The sequence below is a fragment of the Nonomuraea sp. NPDC004354 genome (genome assembly GCF_053602555.1).
Genome location: NZ_JBSGDV010000011.1, coordinates 21,790 through 38,366, shown reverse-complemented (window position 1 = coordinate 38,366; position 16,577 = coordinate 21,790). Strand labels below are relative to the sequence as shown.

General features: G+C 73.6%; 13 protein-coding genes. 5 read left to right on the top strand and 8 right to left on the bottom strand.

Features of this window, described 5'->3' with window-relative positions; translation table 11 throughout:
• Positions 1-19 precede the first annotated feature (19 nt).
• A complete protein-coding gene (locus ACWENQ_RS27230) occupies positions 20-1,240 on the top strand; it encodes an MFS transporter (protein WP_452416808.1) in 1,221 nt (406 codons plus the stop codon).
• A 79-nt stretch (positions 1,241-1,319) separates the two neighbouring features.
• On the opposite strand, the gene ACWENQ_RS27225 is transcribed toward ACWENQ_RS27230, so the two are convergent.
• Positions 1,320-1,886 carry a hypothetical protein gene (locus tag ACWENQ_RS27225; protein WP_452416807.1) on the bottom strand — a complete coding sequence of 189 codons (567 nt, stop codon included), beginning with the start codon at positions 1,884-1,886 and terminating at the stop codon, positions 1,320-1,322.
• Between the two features lie 244 nt (positions 1,887-2,130).
• On the opposite strand from ACWENQ_RS27225, the gene ACWENQ_RS27220 reads away from it, so the two are divergent.
• Positions 2,131-2,499 (top strand): hypothetical protein, encoded by a 369-nt coding sequence (locus tag ACWENQ_RS27220; RefSeq protein ID WP_449927001.1) that lies wholly within the window; start codon positions 2,131-2,133, stop codon positions 2,497-2,499.
• Here ACWENQ_RS27220 and ACWENQ_RS27215 read toward each other — a convergent pair whose 3' ends face one another.
• The 5 genes from ACWENQ_RS27215 to ACWENQ_RS27195 all read right to left on the bottom strand — a co-directional run bounded on the left by ACWENQ_RS27215 (position 2,500) and on the right by ACWENQ_RS27195 (position 11,143).
• Positions 2,500-3,573, bottom strand: a complete 1,074-nt coding sequence (locus tag ACWENQ_RS27215) for a LacI family DNA-binding transcriptional regulator (RefSeq protein WP_452416806.1) — start codon at positions 3,571-3,573, stop codon at positions 2,500-2,502. It lies immediately after the preceding gene.
• A 157-nt stretch (positions 3,574-3,730) separates the two neighbouring features.
• Complete coding sequence (locus ACWENQ_RS27210) at positions 3,731-5,794, bottom strand: beta-galactosidase (protein WP_452416804.1); 2,064 nt, start codon at positions 5,792-5,794, stop codon at positions 3,731-3,733.
• An 88-nt stretch (positions 5,795-5,882) separates the two neighbouring features.
• Positions 5,883-7,085: a cytochrome P450 gene (locus ACWENQ_RS27205; RefSeq protein WP_452416803.1), complete on the bottom strand. Its 1,203-nt coding sequence runs from the start codon at positions 7,083-7,085 to the stop codon at positions 5,883-5,885.
• Between the two features lie 115 nt (positions 7,086-7,200).
• Complete coding sequence (locus ACWENQ_RS27200; RefSeq protein ID WP_452416802.1) at positions 7,201-7,767, bottom strand: TetR/AcrR family transcriptional regulator; 567 nt, start codon at positions 7,765-7,767, stop codon at positions 7,201-7,203.
• A gap of 25 nt (positions 7,768-7,792) precedes the next feature.
• Positions 7,793-11,143, bottom strand: a complete 3,351-nt coding sequence (locus ACWENQ_RS27195; RefSeq protein WP_452416800.1) for a BTAD domain-containing putative transcriptional regulator — start codon at positions 11,141-11,143, stop codon at positions 7,793-7,795.
• Between the two features lie 142 nt (positions 11,144-11,285).
• On the opposite strand from ACWENQ_RS27195, the gene ACWENQ_RS27190 reads away from it, so the two are divergent.
• Positions 11,286-12,641, top strand: coding sequence for an FAD-binding oxidoreductase (locus ACWENQ_RS27190; protein WP_452416798.1), 1,356 nt, complete (start codon positions 11,286-11,288; stop codon positions 12,639-12,641).
• Between the two features lie 109 nt (positions 12,642-12,750).
• Here ACWENQ_RS27190 and ACWENQ_RS27185 read toward each other — a convergent pair whose 3' ends face one another.
• Together ACWENQ_RS27185 and ACWENQ_RS27180 are read right to left on the bottom strand one after the other, a co-directional pair.
• Entirely contained in the window at positions 12,751-13,539 is a 789-nt protein-coding gene (locus ACWENQ_RS27185) for a hypothetical protein (RefSeq protein WP_449927021.1), read from the bottom strand.
• 178 nt (positions 13,540-13,717) lie between these two features.
• Positions 13,718-14,596, bottom strand: a complete 879-nt coding sequence (locus ACWENQ_RS27180) for a LysR family transcriptional regulator (protein ID WP_449927024.1) — start codon at positions 14,594-14,596, stop codon at positions 13,718-13,720.
• Positions 14,597-14,707: 111 nt separating this feature from the next.
• Between ACWENQ_RS27180 and ACWENQ_RS27175 the strand changes: the two genes are divergently transcribed.
• Positions 14,708-15,184 (top strand): cupin domain-containing protein, encoded by a 477-nt coding sequence (locus ACWENQ_RS27175; RefSeq protein WP_452416796.1) that lies wholly within the window; start codon positions 14,708-14,710, stop codon positions 15,182-15,184.
• Between the two features lie 13 nt (positions 15,185-15,197).
• Complete coding sequence (locus ACWENQ_RS27170) at positions 15,198-16,547, top strand: MFS transporter (protein WP_449927029.1); 1,350 nt, start codon at positions 15,198-15,200, stop codon at positions 16,545-16,547.
• Positions 16,548-16,577: the final 30 nt, after the last annotated feature.

The following is a 16,577-nucleotide window of genomic DNA, read 5'->3' as shown; positions in this document are numbered from 1 at the left end:
GCTGCCAGGGGGTGTCCTGATGAGCACGACGGACAGGCGATCCGCCGTCCCGGCCACGGGCCGCGGCCGTTCCGCGGGCGGCCGGCGGATCGTCGCGGCGCTGTCGGTCACCCAGACCATCGGCTACGGCGTGCTCTACTACGCCTTCTCGGTGTTCCTGGGGCCCATGACCGCCGCGCTCGACGCGAGCGGAGCGCAGGTCACCGCCGCGCTCACCGCCGCGGTGCTGACCACGGCGCTGTGCGCGCCGCTGGTCGGCAGGTGGCTGGACGCCCACGGCGGACGCGCCCTGATGACCGCCGGATCGGTGCTCGGCACGCTCGCCGTCCTGGCCTGGTCCCAGGTGACCTCCCTGCCCCAGCTGTACGGGGTGTTCCTGGCGATCGGCGTCGCCTCGGCGATGGTGCTGTACGAGCCGGCGTTCGCGGTCATCGTCCACTGGTTCGACGGCAACGGCCGCGCCAACGCGCTGCTCGCGCTCACCATCGTCGCCGGATTCGCCTCCGCGGTCTTCCTGCCGCTCACCGGCCTGCTGGTCGACCGGTACGGCTGGCGCCAGGCGCTGGTCGTCCTCGCCATCGGCTACGGCGTGACCGCGATCCCGCTGCACGCCTGCGTGGTCCGCCGCCGCGCCGACCCGGCAGCGGCGGCGCGACCGCCCGCGCAACGCGCCGACCTGGTCAGGGCGGCGGTGCGGGGCCGGCCGTTCTGGCTGCTCGTGGCCGCCTTCACCGCCCACAGCGGGGCCGTGGCGACGATCGCGGTCCTGCTCGTCACCTACCTCGTCCGTCTCGGCCATCCGCCGGTGTTCGCCGCCACCGTCGCGGGGCTGCTGGGCGTGCTGTCGGTGACCGGCCGCCTGGTCACCACCGGGCTGCGCCGCCGCTGGTCCGCCGCGCCGGTGGCCGCCGCGGTCTTCACCCTGCAAGGCGTGGGAGCGCTCCTGCTGCCCCTCGCCGGCCGGACCGTCGCGGGCGCGATCGGCTGCGTGCTGCTGTTCGGGCTGGGGTTCGGCGTCGGCACCATCACCCTGCCCCACCTGCTCGCCGAGCGGTACGGCACCGCCGCCTACGCCACCCTGTCCGGCCGCGTCGCGATGTTCTCCGTCGCCGACCGGGCGGCCGCCCCGCTGGCCGCCATGGCCCTGGCCCAGGCGGCCGGCTACGGCTGGGTGATGGCCGCCGTGGCGCTGGCGTGCGCGACCGCGGCGTTGGCCCTGCTCGCCTACCACCGCCGCTGACCGGCGCGAGGTCCGGACGAGGTGCTGCCGTCCGAGCCCCGGCGGGGAGGGACACCAGGAGTGTTCAGCGAAGCATGGGTCACTCCAGGTTGGTGTGGCGGGCGCGCAGGGCCCGCGGCGGTTCCGACCGCCGAGTCCGGACCCGGTTCGTGACCAGGTCGGCCAGCACGAGCAGGGCGATCTCGTAGGCGCTCCCCATGGGCAGCACGGAGGTCGAGGCACGATCGTCGGCCATGGTCTGCGCGGTGACGCGGACGACGCGATCGGCCTGCCCGGCCGGCGGGCGCTCGGGCTGGGCCGTCAGGTAGAGCACGCGGGCGCCCGCGCACCCGGCCACGCCGGCCAGCGCCGCGACCGTGGACAGCTCCCCGGGACCGCAGGAGAGCACGACCAGGTCGCCCTCCCCCACCGCCGGGCAGGTCATCTCCCCGACGTAGTGCGCGTCGAGCCCCGCGTGGAAGAGCCGCATCACGAGGCCGCGCAGGACCAGCCCCTCCCTGCCCGGCGCGTAGCAGGCGATCCGCCGGGCGGCGAGCAACTCCTCGGCGATCGCGTCGAGCTCGGTCCCTGGCACGCTCCCGACCGCGGCGGCGATCTCCTCCATGGCCTGTGCGGCGTCGTCGGCGAGCCGGCTGTCAGTCGTCATCGCGACCTCCTCGAGCGGCGCCGCTGATCCGGTGAACGAAGCGGTGATCAGCGGAAACTCTGTCCCAAGAATCATTCTGCTGTTCGTGCTTCTCCTGCGGCGCGCCGCCGCGTGCCGTACTGGGCGGATCTACCGTGAGCGCCAGGGCCGACGTGATCGGGGGATGCACGTGCCACAGAAGACAGAGGAAGTTCCGCCCGCCCGCTTCGTCCGGAGCGGTCCGTTGCCGCCCCATCGCGACATCGTGTTCTCCCAGCGCCTGGCTCTGGCCACCGTTCTCGTGCTCGCCATGGCCGCGGGTGTCGGCGGCTGGCTGGGCTCGGCGTCGGCCAGGCAGCCCGCGCTCCCCGCGCCGGCCGCGGCGCCGCGCGCCGTAATCACCGTCACCGCCTCGCCGCACGCCCAGGCGAGGAGCACGGCGTCGCCCGCTCCGACCCCGTCCGCGACTCCCGCCGCCAGGAAGCCGGAACCGCGCACGAAGGAGGAGAGCATGCGCGCGCGGCAGCGGCTGCTGCTGCAGACCGCCACCCGGCGCGAGCTCACGAAGGGGTTCTGCGCCGCTTTCACCGGCCTGCGGCGCGACTACTGCTGGGAGTTGCTCCTGAGGCGCTGATCACCTCGGGGGGCGGGCCGTGCTGTTCCTGACCACGAGGCGGGGCGGGACCAGGTCGGTGCCGGGCTCGGCGGCACGGCCTTCGCGGATCTGGCGCAGCACCCGCTGCACGCATCTCCTGCCCACCTCGGCGAAGTCCTGGTGGACCGTGGTCAGGGGCGGGACGAAATGGGCGGCGTCGGGGATGTCGTCGAAGCCGACCACGCTGATCTGGTCGGGGATCGCCCGGCCGCGCTCGTGGAAGGCGCGCAGCAGCCCGAGAGCCATCTGGTCGTTGGCGGCGAACACCGCGGTGCAGCCGGGTTCGCCGGCGAGGCGGAGACCGGCGCCGTAGCCGGACTCCGCCGACCAGTCGCCGTGCAGGGGCGGAGGGACCGGACGGCCCGCCGATTCGAGCGCGCCGCGCCAGGCCTGGGCGCGGCGCTGGCCGGCGTAGGACGTCCGCGGCCCGGTGACGTGCCAGACGGTCCGGTGTCCGAGGTCGAGCAGGTGGTGGACGGCCCGCCGCGCCCCGTCGGCCTGGTCGGTGTCGACCACGCTGTAGCGGTCTCCGGCGTCGGAGTCCACGACGACGACGTGCACACCGGGCGGCAGGCTCACGGTCCCCGCGTCGAGCAGATGGATCCCCATGATGACGATGACCGCGTCGACGGCCAGCTCCCCCATCCGGGTGAACGCCCCGAGCACGTTGTCCTGGGTCGGCACGTCGATGGGAATCAGCGTGATGGCGTAGCCCTCGGCCGCCGCGTGCGTGGCGATGGCCTCCACCGTGCGGCTGTTGCCGGTCGACGCCAGGTCGAAGAGGATGACCCCGATGGTGTTGAACCGGCCGTACCGCAGCGCGCGGGCCGCGCTGTTGGGCCGGTAGCCCAGCTCCCGCATCGCCGCCAGCACCTGCTCGCGGGTCGACCCGATGACGCCGGGCTGGCCGTTGGAGACGCGGGAGACGGTCTGCGCCGAGACGCCCGCCAGCTTGGCGACGTCCGCCATGGAGACGCGCTGCTTGCGGCGGCCGCCCGGGATGCCCGACCCGCCACGCTGGACACCACCGGTGGGCGTGGCGCCCCCGTCCATAGCCTCACCCCTTGCCTGCCCTCGGCCGATGCTCTACCGTACCGCAACAAGTTTACGTAAACATCACCCTGAGGAAATCTCTGACTCCTCTGCGTCGCCATCGATCGCGGTGATGTCGACGTCGCGGGCGGCCGGCCTTCTCATGGCGGTTCGCCGGTCAGGAGGCGGGCCCCGGCTCGTGCGGCCGGCGCAGGACGCACACCTGGCGGGGGGCCAGGGTGAGGCCAGGGGCGAGGCAGGGAGCCTGCACCACCTCGCCCGCCACGTCGCCCACGGCGACGCTCCGGTCGGTGCGGTTGATGAGGAACCAGTAGTCGGCGTCGCCGCCGGTGCGGATCGCCAGCTCCACCGCTCCGGCGACGGCTGCCGGGAGTTCGGGGCGCACCCCGCTGAAGGCGAGAAGCCGGGACAGCACCGGGCCCAGGCCCTCGGGCCCCAGCCTGGTCGAGACGTAGGACGCCGAGCCCGGCCCGAAGGGCCGCGTGGTCACGGCGGGCCGTCCCGCGTGGTCGCCGGACGCGTACGAGGCGACGATCTCGACATCCGGCGCGACGACGTCGATCCGATCGGTCCACAGCGTGCCGGACACGCCCAGATCGAGGTCGACGCGGTCGCCCTCCAGCAGCGGCCCGAACTCCTCGATCCGGATGCCGAGCAGATCCCGCAAGGGGCCGGGATAGCCGCCGAGCCAGACGTGGTCGTTCTCGTCCACGATGCCGGAGAAGTAGGTGGTGACGAGATGGCCGCCGCCGGCGACGAACCCGTTCAGGCGCTCGGCCAGCTCTGCCGGCACGACGTGCAGGATCGGGGCGACCACCAGGTCGTAGTGCGAGAACGAGTCGCCGGAGGAGATGACGTCGACCCGCACGCCGGCCGCGGCGAAGGCCGTGTACCAGTCGAGGGCCTCCTGGCGGTAGCGCAGCCGCGAGGTGGGATGGGAGTCCAGCTCGCCGGCCCACCAGGAGTCCCAGTCGAAGACGATCGCGGCCGCGGCCCGCCGGCGGCGCGTCCCGGCGACCGGCGCGAGCGCTCGCAGCGTCGCGCCGAGATCGACGACCGACCGGAAGACCTCGCTGTCGGTGCCGGCGTGGGGAACCATCGCCGAGTGGTACTTCTCGGCTCCCGCCGCCGACTGCCGCCACTGGAAGAAGCACACGGCGTCCGCCCCGTACGCCACATGGGTCAGCGAGTCGCGGGCCAGGCCCCCCGGCTTCTTGGCCAGGTTGACGGGCTGCCAGTTGACCGCGCTGGTCGAGTGTTCCATCAGGAACCAGGGCCGTCCCCCGGCGAGCGAACCGGTGAGATTGGCCGAGAACGACAGCTCGTCCTGCGCCTGCGGTCCGGTCAGCAGGTAGTGGTCGTTGGACACGAAGTCCACCTCGGGCGCCCAGTCGGCGTAGTTCATGCCGCTGGTGTCACCCATGACCATGAAGTTCGTGGTGACCGGGATCCGCGGCGTCAGCTCCCTCAGCACGCTCCGCTCGGCCCGCAGGTAGTCCTTGAGCGCGTCGGAGGAGAAGCGTTTGAAGTCGAGCTGCTGGGTCGGGTTCGGGTAGGAGGCGGCCAGCCGAGGGGGCAGGATCTCCGCCCAGTCGCCGTACCCCTGGGACCAGAACGCCGTCGCCCACGCCCGGTTCAGCTCCTCGATCGTGCCGTACCTGTCGCGCAGCCAGATCCGGAAGGCCGCCGCCGCGTCATCGGAGAAGTCGTAGACGTTGTGGCAGCCGAGCTCGTTGGAGACGTGCCAGGCGGCCAGGGCCGGATGCGTTCCGTATCTTTCCGCCATGGCGCGGACCAGGCGCAGGGCGTGCTCGCGGAAGATCGGCGACGTCGGGCGCCAGTGCTGGCGCGCGCCCTGCCACAGCGTGCGGCCGTCACGGTCGACGGGGAGGATCTCCGGATGCCTGGTGGTCAGCCACGGCGGCGGGGACGCGGTCGCGGTGGCCAGGTCCACGGCGATGTCGTGGGCATGGAGCAGATCCATCACCTCGTCCAGCCACTCGAAGGTCCACACGTCCTGGCGGGGCTGGAGCCGCGCCCACGAGAAGATGGCCAGCGAGACGATGTTCACCCCGGCCCGGCGCATCGCCCTGACGTCCTCCTCCCACACCTCCCTGGGCCACTGCTCGGGGTTGTAGTCGGCACCGAAGGCCAAGCGTCCGCGCGAGCTGTCCGAAGGCCAGCGAAGCCAGCCCGGCCTGGACTCGTCATTGATCGTCACAACCACTCCTGCCCGGTCACCCAGTCTCATGTTTACGTAAACATACGCTATCGGGCCCGCCCGGTTCGAGCCGTCCGGGCGGGCCCTCTTACCAGGTGACAGGGAGCCGGCGCACGCCGTAGATGGTCATGTCCGTCCGCAGCGGGATCTCCTCGTGCGGTACGGCCAGCCGCAGGCCGGGGAAGCGGTCGAGGAGCGCGCGGTAGGCGACGCGGAGCTCGATCCTGGCGAGCTGGTGGCCGAGACACTGGTGGATGCCGTGCCCGAAGGCCAGATGCCCGGCCGTCGGCGGCCGGGTGACGTCGAGGACCTCCGGGTCGGCGAACCGTTCGGGATCGCGGTTGGCGGCGGGGATGGAGACCGTCACCACCTGCCCCTTCCTGATCGTCCGGCCGCCGATCTCGACGTCCTCCAGCGCGGCCCTGAGCGGACCGAGATGGGCGACGGACAGGTACCGCAGCAGCTCCTCGACGGCACCGTCCAGCAGGGACGGGTCCTCACGCAGGGCGGCGAGCTGCGCCGGGGCGCTCAGCAGGGCGTAGGCGCCCAGCCCCAGCATGTTCGCCGTGGTCTCGTGCCCGGCGACCAGGAGCAGCAGCCCCATCCCGGCGATCTCCTCGTGGGTGGCCTCCCCGGCGGCCACCAGGCCGCTGAGCAGGTCGTCGCCCGGTTCGGCCCGCTTCCTCGCGACGAGCTCGAAGAGGTAGCCGAACAGCGCCGCCGTCGCCGCCCCCACCTCCTCCTTGCCCGACCCCACCCGCAGCGCCGTGGCGGCGTCGCGCTGGAAGCGCTCCCGGTCGGCGTACGGCACGCCGAGCAGCTCGCAGATCACCAGGGACGGGACGGGCAGCGCGAACTCCTGGACCAGGTCGGCGGGCGCGCCCCCGTCCTCCATCGCGTCCAGCGCGTCCGCTGCGATCCGGGCGATACGTGGTTCGAGCCTGTTCATCCGGCGCACGGTGAACTGGGCGGCCAGGTGCCTGCGCAGGCGGGTGTGGTCGGGCGGGTCCATCTGGAGGAAGAAACCGGGAGGCGTGGCGAAGTTCTCCGGAGCGAGCCCCTCCCAGCGGATCGGCCAGCGCAGATTCTCCATGCGGCTGCTGAAGCGGGGGTCGGCCAGCACGGCCCTGACCGCGGAGAAGCCGGTCACCAGCCAGCCCTCGTGGCCGTCGGGATAGCTCAGCGGCCGGACGGGCGCTTCCTCCCTCCAGCGGCGAAGCACCTCGGGAGGGTCGAAGGGGGACGGGCGCTCTGTCGGAAAGGTGACGGGGGTGGGTGCCGCATCGGGCATGAGACGCTCCTTCGTCGGGCTCTACGCCTGTAGATGCCTCTACAGAAGTAGAGTATCGAGGAGCCGCCGCGGCCCGGTGACGAGGTCTTCCTGGAAGGCCGGCGGTGCCCTCCGGTCACCGCTCGCCGGCGGCGCTCAGCAGCGAGCCGATCGCGGGGCGCAGGTCGGGAACCTCGTCCGAGTCCGCGCCGACCAGGCGGTCGAACAGCAGCCCGTCGGCGAAGGCCAGCAGGTCACGCGCCCACAGGTCGGCGTCGGGCACGCCCCAGGCGGCCAGCAACTCGACGACCATGGCGCGCAGCCGGGCCCCGCCGGCGACGAGCACCCCGCGCAGCTCCGGTCGCCGCGTCGCCTCCAGGGACAGCTCGTACCTCGCCAGCTGGCGATCACGGTCAGTGGTGAGCCACCGCCCGATCACCTCCGCGACGGCGTCGACCAGACCGTCCCGGCCGGGCGTCGACGACTCCGCCGGCTCCCGCAACGCGGCCAGGTCGGCGGCGGTGTGCTCGGCCAGCCGTTCGACCGTCGCCTGAAGCAGCGACTGACGGGTGCGGAAGTAGTACGAGGTCGACCCCTCCGGCAGGCCGGCGGCCCGATCGACGGCACGGTGGGTCAACCCGCGCATGCCCTCCGCGGCGAGGAGGGAGATCGCCACGTCGGCGATCTCTTGTCTTCTGGACACTCACCAAGTGTAGAGACGGGCGCGCCTACTCCTCCAAAGCGGCGAGCAGCCGGTCGCTCTCGCCCGTCCAGTAGGCCAGTCCCAGGCGGGCGTGGGTCTCCCGGGCCCGCCGGGCGTGCCGGCGCGCGAGGTCGCGATCGCCCGTCGCGCCGGCCAGTTCGGCCAGCACCATGTGCATCGATCCCCACGCGGCACCGCCCATGCCGCTCACGACAAGCCGTTCGGCGTACGGCGCGAGCCTGCGGTAGTGGGCGGCGGGGTCGGGCGCCCGCAGCCGCGCGGCGACATGACCCCAGACGACCGTCAGGAACTCGGTGGCCCAGTCCTCGCGGACCTCGCTGCCCCACCGCTCCAGCAGCCGGCGGGCGAGCGCGGTGTCGCCGACGTCGAGAGCGGCCAGCACGGCGACGGGGCGCAGCGGCACGAGGCCGGGGTCGTGCGCCCGGGAGATCAGCCGGTCGGCGATCTCGGCCACCCGGCCCTGACCGCGCCTGCAGGTGTACAGGGTGATCAGACCGGGATAGTCGACCGCCCACATGCCGATCCCCTCGAGCAGCGCGGTGAACTCGGCGGCCAGAACCTCGGCCCGTTCCCAGTGGCCGCGCAGGTTGTGGCCCGCGGCCTCGGCGATCCGGGCCATGCCGGTGAGCTCGGGCCGCTTGAGCTCGTCCACCAGCCACCGGCAGCGGGACAGGTCGCGCTCCCACGCGACCAGTTCGCCGGCCCGCAGCAGGTGCGCCATGCGGAAGACCCGCGCCACCGCCTCGGTCGGCGGGTCCAGCGGCAGGGACAGCATCTCCTCGACCGCCTGGCGGCGCTGCTCCTCGCGTTCCGGCACCCATGCCGCCACCAGGTAGTTGTTGAGCGAGCGGGCCAGCAGGCCAGGATCACCCGTACGGCGGGCCACCCGCACGCCCTCCTCGGCCAGCCGTTCCCCCTCGGCGCGGCGCGGGGAGTAGTAGAGCTCCAGGCCGAGGTTGCCCAGCACGGTCGCCCGTTCGGCGTCGCCGAGCGGCTCGGCCACCAGGCTCTCGAGCAGGGCGATCATCGTCGCGTCGACCTCGCCGTAATGGCGCCAGTTCCACACCGACAGGCCACCGAACACCTTGACGGCCTCGATCAGCGTGGCGCGGTCGCCGATCCGGGCGGCGAGCGTGATCGCCTCCTCCAGCGCCGACCGCGCCCCGCTCAGATCCCCGACCACTCTCAGCGCCTCGCCGTGGCCGACCAGCAGGGCGCAGCGCCGCGCGGGATCGGCGGGGCCGAGCGCGGTGAGAGCCTTCGCCCACCAGGTGACCGCCTCGGCGTACGCGCATCGCGAGGCGGCCTGGCCGGCCGCCCGGACGGCGTAGTCGACCGCCTGCGCCGCGCCGCCGGCGCGGGAGGCCATGACGAAGTGATGGGCGAGCACGGACACCTCGACGCCGGGCAGCGTCTCCAGCGCCAGTCCCGCACGCAGGTGCAGCTGAGCCTTGCGGACGCGACCGAGGTCGGCGTAGAGGGCGTCGCGGACGAGGGCGTGCGAGAAGCGGTAGTCGAAACCGTCCGGGACCTCGACGAGCAGCCCCGTCGCCACGGCCGGTTCCAGCAGCGCCATGACCTCCTCCGCGGGTGTGCCGCTGACGGCTTCGAGCGCGTCGAGGCTCACCTCCCGGCCGAGAACCGCTGCCGAGCCGAGCAGGGCGCGGGTCTGCTCCGGCAGCCGGGCCACGCGGCGGCCGATCACCTCCCGCACCCCGGCCGGGACGCCGAGGGAGGCCGCGTCGAGCCGGTGCTCGCTGTCCAGCAGCCTGATCAGTTCGCCCAGGTAGAAGGGATTGCCGGCGGTCCGGTCGAAGAGCACGCCGGCCAGCCGTGGGTCGGGCAGGCCGCGCCCGGTCAGGTAGGTGAGGACGTCCTCCCTGGTGAAGGGCGGGAGCGCGAGGCGCTCGGTGCCGCGTTCGCGGGCGAGGGCGGCCAGGGTGTCGCGCAGTTGGTCGGGGTCGCCGCCGGGTTCCGGCCGCATGGTCGCCAGCACCAGCACCGACGTCCTGTGCAGCGCTCCCGCCGCGAAGGCCAGCAGGCGCAGGGACGACGCGTCGGCCCAGTGCAGGTCCTCCAGCACGACGAGCACCGGGCCCACCGACCTGAGCGCGTGGACCACGCGTTCGTGCAGCTCGAACAGGGCGGCGCCGGGGTCACCGTCCCGTCTCGCGGTGACCCCGGACAGCGCGCCCAGCGCGTCGGCGGCGTCCTCGCCGAGGTCGCGCAGCACCTGCAGCCATGGCCAGAAGGCCGGGGCGCCCGTGTCCTCGGCACAACGTCCCCACGCGACAGCCAGTCCCAGCGCGTCCGTCTCGTCCGCCACCGCCTCCGCGAGGCTGGTCTTGCCGATCCCCGCCTCGCCGGAGACCAGGAGCACGCCGCCCCGGCCGCGCCGGGCTTCCGCCAGGCGCTCGCCGACCCGCTGGAGCTGCTCCTGCCTGGCGACCAGCCCGTCCCTCACGAGGGTGCCGGCCGGCCCAGGACTGACGGGGACGGGACCGACCGGGACAGAGCCGGCCGGGACAGAGCCGACCGGGACCGGACCGGCAGGGACGGCGGCGGCCCGGGCGGGACCGGCAGGGGCCGGTTCCAATACCGGCGACTGGTCGAAGACGTCCCGCTCCAGCCGCCGCAGCTCCGGACCCGGCTCCAGGCCCAGCTCGTCGGCGAGCCGCGCCCGGACCCTGCGCAGTGCCGCCAGGGCGTCGGCCTGCCGTCCCGAGCGGTAGAGGGCCAGGACCAGCAGCCGCCACAGGCGCTCCCGGAACGGGTACTCCTCCACCAGGCGTTCGAGATCGGCCACGCACGAACCGCTGTCACCCAGCGCCAGCCGGGCCTCGAACCAGTCCTCGGTCGCCGCGGCACGCAGCTCGGTGAACCGCGCGACGACCGGCTGGACGAAGTCGTGGCCGGCGAACTCGGCGAGCGGCTCGCCGCGCCACGTCTCCAGCGAGCGGCGCAGGAGATCGGCCGCCGTGTCGTGGTCGTGCTGGACGAGCGCCCTGCGGCCGTCCTCGGCGAGGGTGGTGAAACGGACCAGGTCCACCTGGTGGGGTGCGACGGCCAGCAGGTAGCCGGGCTCCCTGGTGATCAGCACCTTCGGCGGCGTGCGCGGCGGCCGCCCCGGCTCCAGGGCGCGGCGCAGCTGGGAGATGTAGGCCTGGAGCGTTCCCGTGGCGCTCGACGGCGCCTCCCCTGACCACAGCTCGTCGATGAGGCGGTCGAGGGAGACGACGCGCCCCGGCTCCAGGGCGAGCACGGCCAGCACCGCCCGCTGCTTGCGCCCCCCGAGATCGACGGCGTGCCCCGCCGAGTCCGTCACCTCGAACGGGCCGAACAGCCGAAAGTCCACGCTTCCTCACCAGAGCCGGAAAAACACTCGAAAGTGTAGGGCCATGCCGCGGGAACCCGTGGACTCCTAGTCACCTCCTACTCGCCTGCAAACCAGCTGCGGCAGGCTATGGCGCGAATGCCGCAGTGATCAGGAGGAAAGTGTGACATCCATCGGAACCGACCTGCGCCGCGTGGTGCGCGGCCGTGTCCTCGCGCCCGGCGACGACGCGTTCGAGACCGCCAGGCTGCCCTGGAACCGGGCGATCGACCAGCAGGTACGGGCGGTCGTCGAGATCGAGGACGCGGCCGACGCCGCCGCCGTCATCCGCTACGCCAAGCTGCACGGCGTCGGTGTCACCGCGCAGGCCGGCGGGCACGGCGCCTCGTCCCATCTCGACGGGACCATCCTGGTCCGCACCGGACGCCTGCGGGGGATCGACGTCCGGCCGGAGCAGCGGATCGCCCAGGTCGAGGCGGGCGTGCAGTGGGGCGACCTGCTCCTCGCGACCGGCAAGCACGGGCTGACCGGCCTGCCGGGCAGTTCCCCCGTCGTCAGCGTCACCGGTTACACCCTCGGCGGCGGCATGAGCTGGTTCGGCCGCCGGTACGGGCTGGCCGCCAACGCCGTGCGCGCGTTCGACGTCGTCGACGCCGACGGCGCTCGCGCCCACGTCACGGCGGAGTCGGACCCGGACCTGTTCTGGGCCCTGCGCGGCGGAGGCGGCGACTTCGCGCTCGTGACCTCGATGGAGGTGGACCTGCACCCGGCGCCCCTCCTGTACGGCGGGCGGCTGCTGTGGCCGGCCGACCGCGCCCCGCAGGTGCTGGACGCCTTCAGGGAGGTCACCGCCACGGCCCCGGACGAGCTGACCGTCTGGTTCACCATGCTCAGGTTCCCGCCGCTCCCCCACGTGCCCGAGCCGTTGCGCGGCCTCGCCGCCGTCGCGATCGACACCACGTACCTGGGCGCGGACGACGAGGCGCGGGCCCTGCTCCAGCGCTTCGAGACCATCCCGGGCACGATCCTCGACACGCGCGCGCCCATGGCGCTGGACGCCCTCGGCGGCATCTGCGCCGAGCCGACCCAGCCCGTGCCCGGGATGCAACGCGGCGACCTGCTGGTCGGGCTCGACGACGACGTGGCCGCCGACCTCCTCGCGGCGGCAGGCGGCATCGCGCCGCTGGCCGCCGTGCAGGTGCGTCACCTCGGCGGCGCCCTGAGCCGCCCGACCCCCGGCTCCGGCGCGTGCGGCCATCTGGCGGAGCCGTACCTGCTGGGGTTGCTCGGCCCCGTCCCGACTCCTGAGGCGGCACAGGCGGTCAGGGAACGGCAGGCGGAGATCTCGCGCGCGATGATGGCCCACACCACCGGCCGCAAGCCGTACACCTATCTGGGCGGCGGGGAGAAGACCGCCGCCGCCTTCCCCCGGGACGTCATGTCGCGGCTGCGCGACATCAAGCGCCGTCGGGACCCTGCCGGAGTCATCCGGAGCAACCACCCCGTGCTCATCTCGTGAGACGGTCCGCCCGCGGGCGAGGGCGGACCGGCGGTCATCGCGGAGCGGACGGACGACGGCGTCCTCCGGATCCGCGGCCTCCGGCCCGCCCGGGACCGTCGGGCAGGCCCTAGTTGTACTTGTACAGCCGCGTCGCCACCTGGCGGTCGTCGTCGAACACCGAGGCGCGGTACATGCTCACCGGAAGGTCGTCGTGCACGGCCTTCCCGCAGGTGTTCAGCCCGGCCAGCTGGTGGATCTCGAAGCGCGCCGTGGGGTCGCCGTCCAGGAAGTACTCCGCCCGCGCCTGGTGCCGGTCGGCGCCGGTGTCACACGCGTAGACGAAGGTCTTCTTCCCGCCGAAGCACATGCTGGCGGCGCCCTTCGTCGAGGTGCAGATCTCGGAGCGGGCCCGCGCACCGGCCGGGGTCACGCGGGTTTCCCGCTTGACGGGGTTCTTGGTGACGTCGCGGACCGTCCGCCACGCGCTGACCCTGATCCGCTCGTCACCGCTGTAGACGGCGGCCCGGAACGTGACGGTCTTGCCGATCCGGCGGTTCCCCTTGATCTCACCCTTGCGGGCGAGGTTGTGGATGACGTACTTCGTGCCCAGGTAGCCGTTCTGGTAGTACTCGACCGCGGCGTGGAGCCTGTCCTTGCGCGTGTCCTCGATCGTTATGCCGGGCAGGGAGCCCTGGTCCACTCCCACGCACGCCCTCGCGCCTTTGACGCGGACGCACTCGGCCGGCGCCGAACCCACCGTCGTGGACACCGCGGCCGGAGTGACCACGCCGACCGCCGCGGTGCTGACGCGGGCCACCGGAGCAGGGCGGGCCTGGACCTCCGCCGCGGCTCCCTCCACGCCGAACGCCGCGGTCATCACCATGACCACGGCGGCCAACCTGCGATCTAATACCATTCGTCCCTCCAACCTCAGCTGTCACATGTTCCAGGTGTGACGCGCCGCATGCGGTAAAGGTTCGGATGTGGAGGGATATGACCGTCAGGCCGTGGCCGGTCGCGCTCCCGGGCCGTACCGGTGAAGCAGCGGCTCGCCGCGGTTATCCCGCGCCGGGCCAGGCTCACCGCGGCTCGCGTCAGGCGGGGGCGACGCGGGCGAGCGCGTTCAGCAGGTGCGGCAGCGCGGGCCCCGGTGGGCCCGGGGGTACGGCCAGCGACGTGGTGAGGGCGGGCTCGGCCAGCGGCCGCAGCGTGACACCCGGAAGCACCGGCAGCCCGTTGACCTCGTAGAAGACCGTCCACGACGGTGTCCCGGCGCCGATCGCGGTGAGGGTCTCCTGGAAGCCGGTGAACGGCGGCCCGAGCGTGGGTTCGGCGCCGGCCGCGCGCATCGTCCCGACGACCAGGTCGTGGAACGGGGGATTGTCCTGTCGTGGCGCGAGGCGGAGCGGCAGGTCGGCCAGGTGCGCCAACCGCAGGTCGGGCGTCTCGGCCCGGGGATCGCTCGAGGGGAGCGCGACGTACAGGGCGTCGGTCCAGACCGGGAGCAGTTCCAGCCCCGGTGCCGCGGTCATCGCCCGGACGAACGCGGCGTCCAGTTCCCCGGAGCGCACCGCGGCCAGCCGCTCGGCCAGCGGCAGCCGCCGCGGCCTGACGCGCAGCCGCGGAGCGAGGCGGGACAGCTCGGCGAGCACCTGGAAGATCCGGTCACCCGGCCCCTGGATGACGCCCAGCCGGAGCACGCCGTCCGTGCCCGCGGCGATGTCGGCGGCCACCTGCCTGGTGCGATCCGCGGCGGCCAGGACGCCACGGGCCTCGGCGAGCAGCCGCTCGCCCGCACCGGACAGGCTCACGTGCCGCGTGGAGCGGTCGAACAGCCGCACGCCGAGTTCCCGCTCCAGCCGCTGGATCTGCTGGCTGACCGCCGACTGCACGATGCTCAGCCGCTCGGCCGCGCGGGCGAACCCGCCTTCCTCGGCCACCGCCACGAAGTACTGCAGCTGGCGAAGCTCCACGCGTTACCCCGATTTATCGCGATCGGTGATTTCTGCAGGTGACAACTGCCGGTGGCTCCGGTGATGTTCCCGCGATCGAATGAGAGCCCGCTCTCGATCAAGGAGATGACCATGACGTCCATCGGTGGAGCGCTTGTCGTGCGCCCGGAGGAGGCCGAGGAGGTGGCCCTGCCGCACGGCGGCGGTTTCCGCCTGCTGGCCGACGCCGGCCATACCGGGGGTGCGCTGGGGGCCAACCGCCTCGTGCTGGGCGAAGGCGCCGTCGGCGCCCGCCCGCACCACCACGTCCGGTCCACGGAACTGTTCTACGTCGTCGACGGCGAGCTGGAGTTCTGGCTCGACGGCGCCACGACGCGGGTCGGCAGGGGCGCCGTGGTCGTGGTGCCGCCACGGATGCCGCACGCCTTCGGCGCGGCGCCCGCCCGCACCGCCGAACTGCTGGCGATCCTGGCACCCGGCGTCGACCGTTTCGGCTACTTCCGCGCTCTCGGGCGCATCCAGCACGGGCTGGACTCCTTCGAGAGCCTGCTGCCCGAGCAGGAACGGTACGACGTGCACTTCCTCGACGCCACCGTCTGGCCCCGCTGAGCAAGGAGTTCGCATGTCACACACCATCGCGACCACGGGCGCCTCGGCACCGGACAGGGATCACGGACCGCTGTCGACCGCGCTGCGCCTGGGGGCGCTCTTCGGGCCGGCGGTCTTCGGGGTCACGGCGGCCGGTGTGGCGCTCCCCCAGGTCGCGGCCGAGCTGCGGGCGCAGCCGGACGCCGTGGCGTGGGTGCTGACCGCCCACGCGCTGGCCCTCGGTGTGGGCACGGCCGTCTTCGGCCGCCTGGCCGACACCCGCGGCCTGCGCGTCGCGCTCTGGATCGGCGCGCTCCTGCTCGGCGCCGGAGCGATCATCTGCCTGGCCGCGCCGGGGCTGGGCGTTCTGGTGGCCGGGCGGCTGGTCCTCGCGGCCGGATCCGGCGCGATGGCCGCCGGCGGGGCGGCCCTGGCCGCGGCGGTGCCACCGGACCGCCGCTTCCGCGTCCTGGCCGGGTACGGCGTCGTCATCGCGGCGTTCGCGGCCTGCGCCACCCTGGTCGGCGGTGTCGTCGCGACGTGGGTCTCCTGGCGCGCGACGCTGATCCTCCCGGCGCTGTCGCTGGCCGCCGTACCCCTCTGCCTGCCCCTGGTACGGCGGGCCGGGACCGGCCGTAGCCTCGACGTGACCGGCGCCGCCCTGCTGACGCTGGTCGCGACCACGCTCCTGGTGGCCATCCAGTCCGGGACCCTTCGGCTGCCCGCCGCGCTGGTCGTCGCGCTGGTCTGCTGCCTCGTCCCCGCCGCCGCCGCGCTGGCCTGGTGGACCCGGCGGCACGCGGACGGCTTCCTCCCCCACGCGGTGATCACCGACCGCGCGTTCCTGGCGGCGGTCGCCATCGGCGCGAGCGTCTTCGCCGGGCTGTTCGCCACCATGTACGCGGCGCCGCAGATCCTGGCCCGATCCCACGGCTGGAGCGTGCTCGCCATCGGGGCGGCGCTGTTGCCCGGCGCCGTCGTGGGCGCCGTCCTCGCCCGTACGGCGGGAAGGTTCCACCCCGGCGACCGGCGCCGCCTGCTGGCCGCGACGGCGCTGGTCACCGCCGCCGCACTGGCCGTCGCCGCGACCGGCGCGGCCGGGCCATGGGCCGTGGTGGCCGCCGCCTCGCTCAGCCTGTCCGCCTTCGCCGTCACGCAGGTCGTCCTGACCGGCGAGATGTCGGCGCGGCTTCCGATCCAGCTACGCGGTGTGGGGATGGGGCTGCTCAACCTGACGTTCTTCGTCGGCGGCGCGGCCGGTTCCGCGGTGACCAGCGCGCTGTCGGGAGGACTGGGGCTGACCCGGGCGCTGGCCGTGGTCGCGGCGTTCTCGGTCGCCGCGGCGGTGCTGGCGCTGTCCACCCGCCCGGCCGAGACCGCGTGATGTGACCCGCCGGGGCGGTCCGCCGGTTGA

Coding starts and splice junctions, on each gene's coding strand:
- ACWENQ_RS27230 (WP_452416808.1), top strand. CDS start 20: ATGAGCACGACGGACAGGCGATCCGCCGTCCCGGCCACGGGCCGCGGC.
- ACWENQ_RS27225 (WP_452416807.1), bottom strand. CDS start 1,886: ATGACGACTGACAGCCGGCTCGCCGACGACGCCGCACAGGCCATGGAG.
- ACWENQ_RS27215 (WP_452416806.1), bottom strand. CDS start 3,573: ATGGACGGGGGCGCCACGCCCACCGGTGGTGTCCAGCGTGGCGGGTCG.
- ACWENQ_RS27205 (WP_452416803.1), bottom strand. CDS start 7,085: ATGCCCGATGCGGCACCCACCCCCGTCACCTTTCCGACAGAGCGCCCG.
- ACWENQ_RS27185 (WP_449927021.1), bottom strand. CDS start 13,539: ATGGTATTAGATCGCAGGTTGGCCGCCGTGGTCATGGTGATGACCGCG.
- ACWENQ_RS27175 (WP_452416796.1), top strand. CDS start 14,708: ATGACGTCCATCGGTGGAGCGCTTGTCGTGCGCCCGGAGGAGGCCGAG.
- ACWENQ_RS27170 (WP_449927029.1), top strand. CDS start 15,198: ATGTCACACACCATCGCGACCACGGGCGCCTCGGCACCGGACAGGGAT.